The 15528-nt window shown below is 46.0% G+C and carries 12 protein-coding genes; all 12 read left to right on the top strand.

Annotated features, from left to right (window positions below):
- The first annotated feature begins 34 nt into the window (after positions 1-34).
- The 12 genes from eno to prpB all read left to right on the top strand — a co-directional run bounded on the left by eno (position 35) and on the right by prpB (position 15424).
- Positions 35-1330: a phosphopyruvate hydratase gene (gene eno, locus FCL48_RS09265; RefSeq protein ID WP_136871988.1), complete on the top strand. Its 1296-nt coding sequence runs from the start codon at positions 35-37 to the stop codon at positions 1328-1330.
- Positions 1331-1384: 54 nt separating this feature from the next.
- Positions 1385-2629 (top strand): glucose-1-phosphate adenylyltransferase, encoded by a 1245-nt coding sequence (locus tag FCL48_RS09260; RefSeq protein ID WP_169309161.1) that lies wholly within the window; start codon positions 1385-1387, stop codon positions 2627-2629.
- Positions 2630-2657: 28 nt separating this feature from the next.
- Positions 2658-4625 (top strand): fructose-1,6-bisphosphatase, encoded by a 1968-nt coding sequence (locus tag FCL48_RS09255; RefSeq protein WP_136871986.1) that lies wholly within the window; start codon positions 2658-2660, stop codon positions 4623-4625.
- A gap of 12 nt (positions 4626-4637) precedes the next feature.
- Positions 4638-6542, top strand: coding sequence for a 1,4-alpha-glucan branching protein GlgB (glgB, locus tag FCL48_RS09250; RefSeq protein ID WP_240744799.1), 1905 nt, complete (start codon positions 4638-4640; stop codon positions 6540-6542).
- Between the two features lie 238 nt (positions 6543-6780).
- A complete protein-coding gene (gene pgk / locus FCL48_RS25435; protein ID WP_136871985.1) occupies positions 6781-7977 on the top strand; it encodes a phosphoglycerate kinase in 1197 nt (398 codons plus the stop codon).
- 27 nt (positions 7978-8004) lie between these two features.
- Positions 8005-8757, top strand: a complete 753-nt coding sequence (gene tpiA, locus FCL48_RS25430; protein ID WP_136871984.1) for a triose-phosphate isomerase — start codon at positions 8005-8007, stop codon at positions 8755-8757.
- Positions 8758-8827: 70 nt separating this feature from the next.
- The gene (locus FCL48_RS09235) at positions 8828-10462 is read left to right on the top strand and encodes an alpha-D-glucose phosphate-specific phosphoglucomutase (protein WP_136871983.1); all 1635 of its coding nucleotides are present in this window, start codon (positions 8828-8830) and stop codon (positions 10460-10462) included.
- Positions 10463-10481: 19 nt separating this feature from the next.
- Entirely contained in the window at positions 10482-12041 is a 1560-nt protein-coding gene (locus tag FCL48_RS09230) for a glycogen synthase (protein ID WP_136871982.1), read from the top strand.
- A gap of 63 nt (positions 12042-12104) precedes the next feature.
- Entirely contained in the window at positions 12105-12401 is a 297-nt protein-coding gene (locus tag FCL48_RS09225; RefSeq protein WP_136871981.1) for an isoamylase early set domain-containing protein, read from the top strand.
- A 738-nt stretch (positions 12402-13139) separates the two neighbouring features.
- Complete coding sequence (locus FCL48_RS09220) at positions 13140-13499, top strand: tRNA-binding protein (RefSeq protein ID WP_136871980.1); 360 nt, start codon at positions 13140-13142, stop codon at positions 13497-13499.
- Positions 13500-13692: 193 nt separating this feature from the next.
- Entirely contained in the window at positions 13693-14430 is a 738-nt protein-coding gene (locus FCL48_RS09215) for a bifunctional 2-polyprenyl-6-hydroxyphenol methylase/3-demethylubiquinol 3-O-methyltransferase UbiG (protein WP_136871979.1), read from the top strand.
- 82 nt (positions 14431-14512) lie between these two features.
- Positions 14513-15424, top strand: a complete 912-nt coding sequence (gene prpB / locus FCL48_RS09210) for a methylisocitrate lyase (protein WP_136871978.1) — start codon at positions 14513-14515, stop codon at positions 15422-15424.
- The last annotated feature ends 104 nt before the right edge of the window (positions 15425-15528 follow it).

Below are 15528 nucleotides of genomic sequence, written 5' to 3'. Positions count from 1 at the left end.
CAATGAATTGACTTCAAAATAACAGGAGACGGCAATGGCAAAGATCAGCAGGATTATTGGCCGAGAAGTGATGGACTCCCGGGGCAATCCCACCGTAGAGGCGGATGTATATCTTGAATCAGGTGCATGTGGTAGAGCCTGTGCTCCTTCCGGAGCCTCCACAGGCTCGCGGGAAGCACTTGAACTCCGAGATGGTGACAAGAGTCGATATCTCGGAAAAGGAGTTTTAACGGCAGTTGCAGCTGTGAACGAAACAATAGCACCCGCCCTCCTTGGTAAAGACTCGTATGACCAGAAGAGTATTGACCGAATCATGGTCGAACTGGATGGTACAGAGAATAAGGAAAAGCTCGGTGCCAATGCAATCCTGGCGGTCTCTTTAGCCAATGCAAAAGCTGCGGCCATGGACAAAAAAATCCCACTTTATCAGCATATTTCTGAATTAAACGGAACCCCCGGTCAGTATCTGATGCCGGTACCAATGATGAACATTATCAATGGCGGTGAGCATGCAGATAACAATGTTGATATTCAGGAATTCATGATTCAGCCGGTTGGTGCAAAAAATTTCAGAGAAGCATTACGAATGGGTGCAGAAGTTTTTCATAATTTGAAAAAAGTGCTGAGTGGCAAGGGGCTCAGTACAGCTGTTGGTGACGAAGGTGGTTTTGCCCCAAACCTCTCTTCTAATGAAGAGGCTCTGTCCGTTATTGTTCAAGCGGTGGAGGCGGCCGGTTACAAGATGGATAAAGACATTACCCTGGCTCTGGACTGTGCGGCTTCCGAATTTTACACAGAGGGCAGCTACAATCTCAAAGGTGAAGGTAAGGTTTTTGATTCTGAGGGTTTTGGGGACTACCTTGCTGAACTCAGTAGAAAATATCCGATACTATCCATTGAAGATGGTCTGGACGAAAGTGACTGGGATGGTTGGGCAAGCCTGACGAAGAAGCTTGGTTCCACTGTCCAGCTGGTGGGCGACGACCTTTTTGTGACCAACACCAAAATCCTGAAACGGGGCATAGATACCGGTGTAGCCAACTCCATTTTGATTAAATTCAACCAGATTGGTTCTCTGACCGAGACTCTGGAGGCGATTCAAATGGCTCAAAAAGCGGGTTATACAGCAGTAATTTCCCATAGAAGCGGCGAAACAGAAGATTCGACCATTGCAGATTTGGCTGTTGGCACAGCAGCAGGACAAATAAAAACCGGCTCCCTCTGTCGGTCGGACCGGGTTGCCAAATACAATCAGTTGCTGCGGATTGAGGAAGAATTGGCAGGGAAAGTGGGATATGCCGGGCGTAAAGGCATAAAAGGGCAATATTGATAGCGTCGTAAACAGTCCGGAAAACCATAGATAGGGATAGAGGTGGCGATGATGATGAAAAATGTTTTGGGATTAATTATGGGTGGGGGGCGAGGAACCAGACTGTTTCCTCTAACTCAGAAACGATCGAAGCCGGCTGTTCCTTTTGCAGGCAAATACCGGTTGATCGATGTTCCCATCAGCAACTGTATGCATTCTGGTATCGACAAGATTGCGATTCTGACGCAGTTTAATTCGGTATCACTGCATCGACACATTTTCCGGACCTATCGGCGTGATATGTTCACTGATGGCTGGGTTCAAATATGGGCAGCCGAACAAACACCAAATAGCACCGGTTGGTATCAGGGGACTGCAGATGCGGTTCGCCAGCAGCTGGTTGAAATAAAAAGCTCAGGCACCAAATATGTTCTCATCCTGGCAGGCGACCATTTATACAGGATGGATTATAGTAAATTTGTGCAGTTTCATATTGACACAAAGGCAGATATCACTCTGGCAGTTCAACCGGTAGACAAAAGAGAGGCCCCGTCTCTTGGTATTCTCAAACAAAACCCGGACGGTGAAATTGTAAGTTTTACCGAAAAACCAACTCCTGATCTTCTGGGTAATCTGGAAAGCAGGCCCGGTTCAGATAAACCTTTCATGGCTTCGATGGGGATTTATGTGTTTTCCACCGATCTGCTCTCTGAATTATTAGCGGCGCCGGGTGACGATTTTGGCAATGATATCATTCCCGAAGCCATGCTTAACCATCGGGTTATAGGGTACGTCTTCGATGACTACTGGGCAGATATTGGTACAATTCGTCGCTTCTATGAGGTAAGTCTGGAGCTTGCTTCCACAAGGCCTTTTGAGCTGAATAATCCTTCACAGCCCGTATACACCAATGCTCGCTTCCTGCCTCCCACTGAAATTCAGGGAGGAACACTCACGAAGGTTCTACTGGCAGAAGGATGCAATATCGGCAATGCAGATATCAGCAATTCTGTCGTTGGTATCCGGAGTGTCATTGGTTCGCAAGTGGTTATTCGTGACACTGTCATGATGGGTTCAAATTATTATGAAACTGAAGAGCAACGTTTAGAAAACAGGCAGTTAGGCCGGCCTGATATCGGAATTGGCGACGGCTCAGTCATAGAGAGTGCAATCATTGACTCGAAAGCGCGGATTGGCCGAAATGTTCATATTCGTTCCCTGCCTGAGAGGCCCGACTCCGATAACGAAAACTGGGTAGTCCGGGATGGTTTGGTTGTCGTCCCAAAGAGTGCGGTCATTCCCGACAATACGGTTATCTGATTCATGGCCTTGTAAAGGGGGAGTATCAATGGAATTATTTCCGGATCATTTGCGCTATCTGACCCACCTGGCAAAAGAGTTCCCATCTCAGGAAACGGCAGCCGAGGCGATTATTAACCTGCAGGCCCAGCTCAAGCTGCCCAAGGGTACCGAGCATTTCATCTCTGATATTCATGGTGAGTACGAAGCATTTTGCAAGGTTGTGAACCATGCCTCTGGCGCAATCCAGCGAAAAATTGATGAAATTTTTAAAGATACTCTCTCAGGTGAAGATAAAATCAAGCTTGGTGCCTTGATTTATACACCTGAAACGATGCTGGGCATCATGTTACCTGTTGCAGATGAGCAAAAGCAATGGTACCAGCGAACCTTACTGCGACTGACGTATGTATTACGGGCAGTATCTTCAAAATATCCGCGCACCAAGGTTCGGCAATTGATTGAGGGTCGATTTGAGAGGCTCGTTGAAGAGTTGCTCTATGAGAATGAAAATCTGAACGATAAGAGCGAATACTATCAGGGCTTGATTGAAACAATTGTATCAACCGGCCACGCCAAAGCATTTATTGTAGTGATGGCCAAAGCCATCCAACGCCTGGCCATCGATCACCTCCATGTTGTTGGTGATATATATGATCGTGGTCCTGCCGCACATCTTATTGTGGATCGCTTAATGGATTATCACAGTGTCGATGTTCAGTGGGGTAACCACGACATCCTATGGATGGGGGCAGCAGGTGGCAGTGAGGCCTGTATTGCCAGTGTCATCCGGATCTCGCTGCGACACGCAAATATGGAGACTTTGGAAAACGGCTATGCGGTGAGCCTTTTGCCACTGGCCTCTTTCGCCATCGAAACCTACGGTAATGATCCTTGCGAATTGTTTGTCCAGCAGAGGTTTAACCAGCAGGATGATTCTGAGGGTGAACAGATGTTGATGGCCAGGATGCATAAGGCCATCACGATTATTCAGTTTAAGCTGGAGGCTCAAATCATTCGGCGTTGCCCGGAATACCAGCTTGAGGATCGTCTGCTGCTTGATAAAATAGACTTTGAGAAGGGAACCATAGAGATAGACCGACAGGTCTATCCTCTCCTTGACAGAAAGTTTCAGACTGTCACGCCTGAAGATCCTTATGCGTTAACACCTGCTGAGCAACATGTGGTCGATAGGTTGAAAGTCGCGTTTCTACATAGTGAAAAATTACAGGAACACGCACGCTTTCTCTTTGCAAATGGCAGCATCTATAAAACCTGTAATGGGAATCTGCTCTATCATGGTTGCATTCCCATGAATGATGACGGTTCCTTTAAGTCACTGAGCCTTGGGCATGCTACGTCTTCTGGAGCTGATTTGATGGATACCTTTACTCGCCTGGCCAGACAGGGTTTTTTTGCCAGTGAAGACTCCACGGAAAAACAACAAGGTTTGGACGCCATGTGGTATTTATGGTGCGGCCCCTGTTCGCCACTTTTTGGCAAGGGAAAGATGACAACTTTTGAACAATATTTTATTGAAGATAAAGCCACCCACAAAGAGCCGCGCAATATTTACTATTCCTTGAGGGACGATGAAACAACGGTCCGACGAATTCTAGAAGCATTTGGCTTAGCCTCGGACCAAGGGCATGTGATCAACGGGCATGTGCCGGTAATCGTTAAGAAAAAAGAACGTCCATTGAAGGCGGGCGGGAAATTGATCGTCATTGATGGCGGTTTTTCTCGGGCTTACCAGCAAAAGACAGGGATCGCTGGTTACACTCTGGTGTTTAATTCATGGGGGCTGTTGCTCGCAACTCACCAGCAGGGTGAAGTAAACTCTTCAACCAGATCGGACATCCCGGCCATCGATTGTATGACTGAGATCCTCGAACAACGGAACCACCGGATTCGTATCAAAGATACAGATTTAGGCCAAGAAATTAAGCAACGAATTGATGAACTGATGGCGCTACACGATGCATATCGAACAGGAACATTTTTGTCCAGGCACTAAAAGGAGAATAGCTTGAATACCACAACCATTTTAACTGATTTTGATCAATACCTGATGGGCGAAGGAAGCCACGAGCGAACCTACGAAAAAATGGGGGCACATTTGGTTGAGATTAACGGTGAAAAGGGAGTGCATTTTGCCGTGTGGGCTCCCAATGCTCGCCAGGTCCAGCTCATAGGTGATTTTAATGAGTGGCATGGTGAAAACCATCCGCTCAACTCCAGCGACAGCGGCATCTGGACCTTGTTTGTACCGGCCCTGACCGAAAATTCTGTGTATAAATACCGGGTCGTCAGCAAGTCTGGCGAAAGTTTTGATAAGGCCGACCCCTATGGCTTTGCTATGGAGCAGCGTCCCAGAACCGCATCAGTGGTGGCAGAGCTGGACCGCTATCAATGGACTGACGGGGACTGGGTTAATGGACGGGGTAAGCAACAGGGACTGGACCGGCCGATCTCAATTTATGAAGTGCACTTAAGCTCCTGGCGCAAGGTGCCTGACGAGAAATGGGGCTCGCGCTATTTGACCTACCGTGAATTGGCAGATGAGCTCATCCCTTATGTGGTGGAGATGGGTTACACTCATCTCGAATTGCTGCCCATAGCGGAGTATCCTTTTGATGGTTCCTGGGGTTATCAGGTGATGGGATTTTACGCACCCAGCAGTCGATTTGGCACGCCGGAAGATCTCATGTATTTCATAGATCAGTGTCACCGGAATAAACTGGCTGTCATTCTGGATTGGGTTCCCGCCCACTTCCCAAAAGATGGCGCTGGCCTCAACTTTTTTGATGGCACCCATCTCTATGCTCACACTGATCCAAGGCAGGGAGAACATCAGGACTGGGGGACCATGATCTTCAACTATGGACGTAACGAGGTAAGGGCTTTTCTCATCTCCAATGCCTTGTTCTGGATTGATAAATATCATTTTGACGGCCTGCGCGTCGATGCGGTGGCCTCCATGCTCTACCTCGATTATTCCCGGGAAGAAGGACAGTGGCTCCCTAATCAGTATGGAGGGCGGGAAAATTTGGAGGCCATTAGCTTTTTGCGGAAAATGAACGAGGTGGTCCACGGTGTATTTCCCGGGGTGTTAACCATGGCAGAGGAATCGACCTCCTGGCCAATGGTGTCCAGGCCCACCTATACTGGCGGTCTCGGCTTTAGCCTCAAGTGGAATATGGGATGGATGCACGATACCCTTGGCTATATGGGTAAAGATCCGATCCATCGAAAATATCATCAGAATGATATGACCTTTGGCCTGCTCTATGCTTTTAGTGAAAATTTTATCCTGCCCCTCTCCCATGACGAGGTAGTGCATGGCAAAGGCTCGTTGCTGACCAGAATGCCAGGGGATGAATGGCAGAAATTTGCCAATTTGCGCGCCTACTATGGCTTTATGTGGGCCCATCCGGGGAAAAAGTTATTATTCATGGGCTGTGAGTTTGGCCAATGGCAGGAGTGGAACTTCGATACGAGTTTGGAATGGGCTGCCCTGGAGGCACCTAATCATCAGGGTTTACAAAGAACTGTCCGGGATTTGAATCAACTCTATAAAAAGGAACCGGCTCTCTATGAGAACGACTTCGAATCAAATGGTTTTCAGTGGATTGACGCCAGTGACACAGACAACAACGTACTCTCGTTTATCCGCAAAGCTAAATCCAGCGATGAGTTCCTGGTTATCGTCTCCAACTTTACACCGGTCCCCTGGCATGGTTACCGGATAGGAGTACCTCAACCCGGCAGATATGATGAGATTTTTAATAGCGATTCAGCCGAGTATTGGGGAAGTAACCTGGGCAATGATGAAAGCCAAGCCACTGAATCGGTACCAATGCACGGGCATCCCCAGTCGTTATCGCTGGTATTGCCGCCACTTGCAACCATAATGCTCAAGTTGAGAACATAGATCTAAACAATCATGTAAATTTAAACCCAAAAACTGCATTCTCTGTTTTGAGTTTTTTAAGTTGAGTGTATTTTCAAAATGATACACCAGGCACTTGCAAAATTTAGGTAAAGGTAAATTTGTGGAATATTGTACGTGTCTTTCTTATGATATTACCAGTTTTTTCAGAACTCAGTGGCGATATGATTCTCCCCTGTTTTCTGTGCCCTTTTAAAAATGAATAATTGAGGTTTGCATAATGGTTTACAACAAAAAAACAATTGAAGATATAGCAGTAAAAGGCAGGAACGTTCTTGTACGATGTGACTTCAATGTTCCTATAAAAGATGATGTGATAACAGATGAGACCCGATTGACTGGCGCGATACCCACAATCAATTATCTGATAGAAAATGGAGCACGAGTGATTCTCTGTTCTCACCTGGGTAAACCAAAGGGAGAGCCTAAGCCAGAACTTTCTTTAAAACCTGTCGCCAGACGTCTTGCGGAACTGCTGAACAGAGAGATTGTGTTTGCAGCAGATGATATTGTTGTTGGTGAAAATGCCAGAAAAGCAGTAGCCGAAATGGTTGATGGCGATGTGGTGCTCTTACAAAATGTACGCTATCGCGTGGAAGAAACAGAGAATAAAGAAGCATTTTCCAGGGAGCTGGCTTCTCTTGCTGAGATCTTTGTAAACGATGCATTCGGCACAGCTCATCGCGCTCATTGTTCAACGGTTGGTGTGACACATTTTCTGGATACCTGTGTTTGCGGATATCTTATGCAAAAAGAGCTCAAATATCTTGGAGAGGCTGTCGCTAACCCTCAGAGACCATTTGTAGCTATCCTTGGTGGTGCCAAAATCTCTGATAAAATAAAGGTCATCAATAACTTGCTTGAAAAAGTTGATAGCCTGATCATTGGCGGCGGAATGGCTTACACCTTTCTTAAAGCCCAAGGCTATGAGATTGGGTCATCCTTACTGGAAGAAGAAAAGATGGCTTATGCCCTTGAGATGGTCGCCAAGGCGAAAGAACGGAGCGTGAAGCTTCTTCTCCCAGTAGATAACATTTGCGGTGATTCATTTTCTGCAGATGCCAAGACCGTCGTAACAGATGATGAGAATATCCCTTCCGGATTTATGGGTATGGATATTGGGCCAAGATCCGTTAAAATTTTTAAAGAAGAACTCAATGACGCGAAAACGGTCGTCTGGAACGGACCAATGGGTGTCTTTGAATTTGCAGGCTTTGCTGGAGGAACATTGGCTATTGCTGCAACCTTGGCTGAACTCGAAGCGACGACAATCATTGGTGGCGGTGACAGTGTGGCCGCTGTTAACCAACTTGGATTCGGTAAAAAGATGTCTCATATATCAACCGGCGGTGGAGCTTCCCTTGAATTTCTTGAAGGTAAGGTACTTCCTGGGATTGATGCATGTAACGATAAATGATTAAACAGTAAAACAGTGAGTGGAAAAATGAGAAAGCCAATTATTGCAGGAAACTGGAAGATGACCATGTCCATTGCAGAAGCAAAGAGTTTCGTCGCTGCAATTAAGGACAAAATTGATGGAAAAGATGTTGAGGCAGTTCTTTGTGCCCCATTTACAATGCTCAAAGATCTAAAAGAAGCCACTGCAGGTACCGCTATAAAAGTCGGTGCTCAAAATATGCATTTTGAAGAAAGTGGCGCTTTTACAGGGGAAATATCGGTCTCAATGTTGAAAGAGCTCGCTGTGGATTATGTCATTATCGGGCACTCGGAGAGAAGAGAATACTTCAATGAGACAGATGACACAGTGAACAGGAAAGTTCTTAAAGCGCTGGAGCACAATCTCCTGCCGATCCTTTGTTGTGGAGAGACCTTAGAGCAGAGAGACGCAGGGAAAACGAAAGATGTTGTTAAAAAGCAAGTCCAAAAAGGCCTGAACGGTGTAGATCAAAATGGACTTACGAATGTCGTAATCGCTTATGAACCTATTTGGGCCATCGGTACCGGTAAAACAGCCACGAGTGGCCAGGCAAATGATGTTATCACCTACATTCGTGAAGTTGTTGCAACTATGTTTGGCGAAGATGCGGCTACCAAAATCCGGATTCAATACGGTGGCAGCGTAAAACCTTCAAATGTTGCAGAAATCATGAAAGAGTCTGATATAGATGGTGCACTTGTTGGTGGCGCAAGTCTGCAGCCGGACAGCTTCCTCAGTCTTGTAAACTTCCAGAGTTAATGTTCACTAATACCCCTCGGAGTCTCACGTATCTGGAGGGGTTCGTTTTAACGCAAAAAGGAAGAGAATAATGAAACCCATTACAGTTATAACTAAACCATTTCCGGGTCAAAAACCAGGGACCTCCGGGTTACGCAAAAAGGTTGTAGAGTTTCAACAACCCCATTATCTGGAAAACTTTGTCCAGTCGATTTTTAATTCCATCGGCCCCTGCGACGGTCATACGCTGGTGATCGGTGGTGATGGTCGATTTTATAATCGCGAAACCATCCAGATTATTATTCGTATGGCTGCTGCCAACGGATTTTCTCGTCTGTTGGTGGGGCAGGGTGGCATCCTGTCAACACCTGCCGCAAGTTGTGTCATTCGTAAATACCAGGCCTTTGGCGGCATTGTGTTATCTGCCAGCCATAACCCGGGAGGGCCGAGCGAAGACTTTGGTATCAAATATAATGCCGCCAATGGCGGTCCGGCCCCCGAGAAAATGACCAATGAGATGTATCAACAAAGCCAGAACATTCAGGAATATTTTTCGGTTGAATCAGAAGATATAGACCTGGATTCACTGGGGAAACGGCAAATTGGTGATACAAAAATTGAAATCATAGATCCGGTAATTGACTACGCCGATTTAATGGAATCGAAATTTGATTTTCCAGCGATAGCGGGATTGTTTGCTGGAGGAAAATTCCGTATGTGTTTCGACGCCATGCATGCAGTGACGGGACCGTATGCCAGAGAAATACTGGAAAACCGTTTGGGTGCATCCAAAGGGACTGTCGTCAACGCAATTCCACTGACGGATTTTGGTGGTGGTCATCCGGATCCGAATCAGGTCCATGCCAAGGAGCTTGTGTCACGCTTGAAAGGGCAAAATGCCCTCGATTTTGGCGCGGCTTCTGATGGAGATGGTGACCGAAATATGGTGCTTGGAAAGGATTGCTATATCAATCCCTGTGACAGCCTGGCGATTTTAGCGGCCAATGCAAAACTGATTCCCGGTTATAGTGGCGGTATTGTGGGGATCGCCCGTTCAATGCCGACCAGTAGAGCAGCTGATCGTGTTGCGGCTTCTTTGGGTATTGAATGTTATGAAACACCTACTGGCTGGAAGTTTTTCGGCAACCTGCTCGACGCCGGAAAAATTACCCTGTGCGGTGAAGAAAGCTTTGGCACCGGCTCAGATCACGTACGTGAAAAAGATGGCCTTTGGGCGGTGTTATTCTGGCTTAATCTCATCGCAGTAAAGCAGTTACCTGTTGCTACGATAGTCAGCGATCATTGGGCGCAATATGGTCGGGATTATTTCACAAGGCACGATTACGAAGGTGTGAATAGTGATAGTGCACACCAGATGATCGATCGCCTTCGTCAGTCCCTTGATGAATTACCGGGTCAGGAATTTGCTGGTTTGCGCGTTGATTCCGCCGATGATTTTTCTTATCACGATCCGGTAGATCACAGTGAGGCCACCAAGCAGGGAATACGGGTCTATTTTAACAATGGTGGCAGGGTCGTATTCCGTTTGTCGGGCACTGGTACCGAGGGAGCTACCCTGCGGGTCTATTGTGACTGTTATGAGGACAGCCCAACTCGTTTAGCTCAGGATCCTCAGGAGGCATTGGCTGTCCTGATAAAAGCAGCTGATCAGGTAGCCGGTATTAAGCAATCCACCGGACGCATGGCACCAGATGTCATAACCTAATACGGGATAATAATTAGAGATGAATATCTTAATGGTGGCATCTGAAAATGATGCACTTCCCGGCGGGAAGGTTGGAGGTATTGGTGATGTGGTCAGAGATATCCCTCCTGCTTTGGCTGACAGTGGTCATCAAGTCCATGTGATTATGCCAGGGTATGGCATATTCCCTCAGTTGCCGGGCACTGAATTTCAGGGGGCAGTCCAGATCTCGTTTGCTGGTAAAATAGAAACCATCAATCTTTTTCGGGTGCCTGCAAAAATTCCTCATGAGTGTGTACAGATCTGGGTGCTGGAGCATCCGCTATTCTCAGTGGGAGGTGTTGGCAGAATCTATTGTGACGATCCTTCAACCAGACCCTATGCTACCGATGCCACTAAATTTGCCTTATTTTGTTCGGCTGTCTGCCAAACAATCGCAAATAACCACTTTGGCAAACTGGATGTGCTGCACCTCCATGATTGGCATGCTGCGATCGTTGCTTTATTACTCGCATATGATCCGCAATACCACGAGTTACGGACTATCCATTCGGTTTTCACAATACATAACCTGGCATTACAGGGTGTACGCCCACTGGCAGGGGATGATTCTGCATTGCAGCACTGGTTTCCACAACTCAGATATGACCACCGACCAATTCACGATCCAGATGTAATGCATTGTGTCAATTTAATGCGAATCGGTATCAATCTTTGCAACAAGGTGCATACGGTATCACCCTCCTATGCACAGGAGATTTTGCTGCCCAGCAATGCTGAACATGGGTATTTCGGTGGGGAAGGCCTTGAAAACGATTTAAAACGCGCTGCAAAGGATGGTCGTTTACATGGAATTCTCAATGGTTGCGAATACCCGCGCAAGGAAAATAAAAAGTTGTCATTTTCTGAGCTGCTTTTACACTGCGAAAAAGAAGTGTTGAATTGGGTTGCAGCAAAAACAACTGTAGAAAGTGCACATCTTATTTCATTGCACAACCTGACAAAATGGTTGACATCTCCATCTCACCACCAGCGTTTTGTACTAACGTCGGTCGGCCGAGTTACTGATCAAAAAATACTCATACTCCAGCAAAAAATGGCAGATGGTCAATCTGCTCTGGAACAATTGCTCGATATGCTGGGGGATGGTATTTTCCTGATGCTGGGGAGCGGTGATCGAGATCTGGAAGTGTTTCTGACAAAAGTAGCAGCCCGTAAGCAGAATTTTATTTTTCTCAAGGGTTATTCTGAGTCTCTGGCAGATACAATTTACAGGAGTGGTCATTTGTTTCTGATGCCCAGTTCTTTTGAGCCCTGTGGGATTAGTCAGATGCTGGCAATGAGAGCCGGGCAACCATGCCTTGTCCATGGTGTCGGAGGCCTACGTGATACAGTTAAACACAATGAAAATGGTTTTGTGTTTACCGGGAAGAGTTTGATGATACAAGCCAGGAATATGTTGGAGAGTTGCAAAACCATCCTGGAATTGCATGACACGAATCCTGAACAGTGGCAAAAAATATCAAGGCAGGCAACTGAGGAGCGTTTCTTATGGAGTCGTGTGGCAAAGGAGTATATCGATTCCTTATATCTTGGTTGAATAGTTGTTTCCAGACAGTAAAATTATGGACTCAGATCCGTAAAACACAATGAAGAGAAAAACATGCTTAAAAAAAATTACTCAAAATCCGGTAACATTTGTCGTGTTACCTTCAAATACAATAATCCTGAGGGTTCTAAAAATGCTGTGCTTGTTGGAGAATTCAATAAATGGTCACTGCAGGAAAACCCTATGAAGAAATTGAAAGATGGAAGCTTTTCAATAACCCTTTCTCTGCAGGCCGGTAATTCCTATCAATTCCGCTATGTTCTTGACGGGAATACCTGGGTTAACGACGTTGAGGCTGACAGTTATGTCACCAACCAATATGGGGAAGAAAATTCGGTTGTGACCGTGTGAGCCTCTCCAAAAACGATAAATATTCAGATTCTTGAGACTTTTTTATTCTGGAAGAGATTATCCTGATAAAAGTGTGGTAGCCTTTCCTTATAAGAAGTATTTGATTTACTATCGCCTTGATGCCAGCCGACTGGAAATCATAAAGATGGCATTTTAGGAGAGTACCTTTCTTTTTACCTCATCTCATGGTAGCGAAGAAACATTCCCAGAAATAAGCTCTTGAGATCTTTTTTTGCAAGATCTGCCCAACTCTGGTCAACATTAGACTCGTGGTCATTTTACGTGGCCTTCCATCTAAGCGTCCTCCTGCCCTGGCTGCGGTAAGCCTGTAGCCCAGGGCAGTTATCTTTTCTTCCGGAGGCCTGATCTTTGTAAAATCTTTCAGGATCAACTCAAGCTTCCTCCAAAGCATCAAACTGCTGGTCAAAAACCTGAGAGCCGTCATTCTTTGAGATGCGAATATACAATTAGAAAAACTGCCAAAATCAGTGTTGATCGTGATTTGGTTGAAGAATTGTTCTCCAAGGAAGCGACTTCAACCCACGGTAAGGGTAGATCTCGCGTTTACTTAAAAATGTTGAGCAACACAAATCTGTCGGTTATGAAGATGTACGTGGCAAGTGTCATACTGTAGTGCCCTGTTCCCAAAATATAAACTTCGTAACAACAAGGCGCAGAACTACAAAATCATATGTTAAAGCGATTTTATGATGATCTTCAGGCTAAAAGGAAAGAAAAATGGCAAGCGAAATAAAACCAGTTGTCTCCTATGATGCCTCATTCGCACTGCTCGATATCCGGGTTGGCAGGGTTATTGAGGTTGAAGTGGAGACGAGAACAAATAAGCAGACATACAGGATGGTAGTAGATTTTGGCAAATATGGTAAGCGACTAAGTTACGGCCGTTTTACCTGCCATCCCATAGAAGAAGTAAAAGACAGGCTGGTACTCGGAGTATTAAATTTTGAGCCAAGGCCAATGGGGCCTGTCACTTCAGAGGTGTTGATTCTCGGTGTGCAATACCCAAAGGCGGAAAGTGGTGAGGCTACATTTGTTTCACCTGCAGTTAATGCAAAAGTTGGAAGTAAGTTGTTCTGAAAAATGACTTTCGAGCTTTTATGGTTTAAGCCGATCACTGTGAAAGGGCAAAATGTTTTGTGTAAGGTAACTTCTTAAGAAGAAGTCCTGCCATACCACAATTTGTCCTGTATAAGCTTGCTTTTGCCATTTTTAGTATGGATTCTCTATACTTTGTCTTAATGCAGCACTGATCCCCGGAAAGGAAAGAAATATGCCAGGATGTATATTGGCCAAAGAGAAAGATCCCCTGGGTATAATGTTGAATGATTATTTTTGTGGTGATTCAGAGGCTTTTCTCAATGTATGGTCCTCGACGCTTGAAATGTCTTCCATGCAGGGCAGCACCATGTTTCGAAGTTTCGAGGAAATGAACGAACTCGAAAAATATGCCCTGGAAGGATGCCGGGGACGAGTGCTCGATGTCGGTGCCGGATCAGGCTGTCACAGCCTTGTCTTGCAGTCTAGAGGCCTGGACGTCGAGGCAATTGACATCTCTCCTGGCTGCGTGGAGATAATGCGCAAAAGAAGCGTCAAAAAAACCTTTCTCAGACATATCCTGGATCATGGAGATTGCTGTTATGACACAATCCTCATGCTCATGAATGGGATAGGAATATCTGGTTCACTGGATGGTCTGAATGTATTTATTCAGCATCTGATGTCCCTGCTTGCTCCGAAGGGACAACTGCTGGTGGATTCTACTGATCTCACCGAAAGATTTTTACAAAAAGCCGGGGAAGTCTATAATAAGAACGGAGAGTATTGCGGTGAAACAGATTTTGTCATGATATATAAAGGGTTACGGTCAGACCCTTTCAGTTGGCTTTATGTGGATTTCGAACTTTTACACACCCTATGTAGCTTCCATGGATTAAAGTGTGACAAACTCATTGAAGGGGAAGAAAAACACTATCTGGCAAGGATATATCACCCTGTTGAGTGTGGTTGAGTGTAGTATTTATAATCAGGGAGTTGAATCCGGTGGTAGCTGAAGTGTATCGGATAAAAAATCTTTTGAGAGGAATCTTCTAATGCTTTTTACACAAAAAACGGCCGTTGAAAAACGTCTTGAACTCAAACGGCAGCTGGCTGATGGGGCTCTCCATCAATTCCCTGGAGCTTTTAATCCCCTCTGTGCGCAATTAATTGAGAGAAAAGGATTTAGTGGAATTTACATCTCCGGGGCTGTGATCTCCGCTGATCTGTGTCTACCTGACATTGGCCTTGCCACAATGGGTGAATTTGTAGATAGAGGACGGCAGATTGCTCGGGTGACGGATCTACCTGCCATAATTGACATTGACACTGGCTTTGGTGAACCGGTCAGTGCTGCCCGAACAATACGTCTCATGGAGGAGGCAGGCCTTGCCGGCTGTCATATAGAGGATCAGGTCATGCCAAAACGCTGTGGTCACCTCGACGGTAAAGAGCTTGTGGCGACAACCACCATGGTTCAGCGCGTGCGTGCTGCAGCCGATGCTAAAATGGACAGCAATTTCTGTCTGATCGCCAGGTCAGATGCTCGGGCAATTGAGGGACTCGATAAAGCAATTGAAAGAATGCAGGCATATGTAGATGCAGGCGCAGACGTTATTTTCCCTGAAGCGCTCAAGTCGGAACAGGAATTTGCAACGGTCCGAGAGGCAATCTCGGTCCCTTTGCTTGCCAACATGACAGAATTTGGGAAAAGCAGATTGTTCAACGTGAGGGAATTGGAAGATCTTGGCTATAATATGGTGATATATCCGGTTACCACTCTTCGGCTGGCAATGGGAGAAGTAAGCCGGGGATTGGACGCAATATTACGGGACGGAGATCAAAACGGAATTCTGGATAAAATGCAGCATCGAAAGGATTTGTATGACCTCCTTCGTTATGAGGATTACAACGCCTTCGATCAAAATCTGTTTAACTTCGAAGTTCATGACACCCCGGCAAAATGAGTGTCTTCGGCCACATGCGTAAAATCGAGAACATGGCCTGTGTTGAAACGCACTAGTAAAGAGAGATCCCGTTTTTTGTCAGAGCGGTGGCAGGAACTGGACGA

Origin of the sequence: Desulforhopalus sp. IMCC35007 (genome assembly GCF_005116575.1) — a bacterium.
GTDB lineage: Bacteria > Desulfobacterota > Desulfobulbia > Desulfobulbales > Desulfocapsaceae > Desulforhopalus_A.
The sequence above is the reverse complement of the archived record's forward strand: the minus strand, read 5'-3'. Positions and strand labels throughout refer to the sequence as shown.

Bases quoted from the DNA above. Each gene is read 5' to 3' on its own strand.
- eno (WP_136871988.1), top strand. From the start codon at position 35: ATGGCAAAGATCAGCAGGATTATTGGCCGAGAAGTGATGGACTCCCGG.
- FCL48_RS09260 (WP_169309161.1), top strand. From the start codon at position 1,385: ATGAAAAATGTTTTGGGATTAATTATGGGTGGGGGGCGAGGAACCAGA.
- FCL48_RS09255 (WP_136871986.1), top strand. From the start codon at position 2,658: ATGGAATTATTTCCGGATCATTTGCGCTATCTGACCCACCTGGCAAAA.
- pgk (WP_136871985.1), top strand. From the start codon at position 6,781: ATGGTTTACAACAAAAAAACAATTGAAGATATAGCAGTAAAAGGCAGG.
- tpiA (WP_136871984.1), top strand. From the start codon at position 8,005: ATGAGAAAGCCAATTATTGCAGGAAACTGGAAGATGACCATGTCCATT.
- FCL48_RS09235 (WP_136871983.1), top strand. From the start codon at position 8,828: ATGAAACCCATTACAGTTATAACTAAACCATTTCCGGGTCAAAAACCA.
- FCL48_RS09230 (WP_136871982.1), top strand. From the start codon at position 10,482: ATGAATATCTTAATGGTGGCATCTGAAAATGATGCACTTCCCGGCGGG.
- FCL48_RS09225 (WP_136871981.1), top strand. From the start codon at position 12,105: ATGCTTAAAAAAAATTACTCAAAATCCGGTAACATTTGTCGTGTTACC.
- FCL48_RS09220 (WP_136871980.1), top strand. From the start codon at position 13,140: ATGGCAAGCGAAATAAAACCAGTTGTCTCCTATGATGCCTCATTCGCA.
- FCL48_RS09215 (WP_136871979.1), top strand. From the start codon at position 13,693: ATGCCAGGATGTATATTGGCCAAAGAGAAAGATCCCCTGGGTATAATG.
- prpB (WP_136871978.1), top strand. From the start codon at position 14,513: ATGCTTTTTACACAAAAAACGGCCGTTGAAAAACGTCTTGAACTCAAA.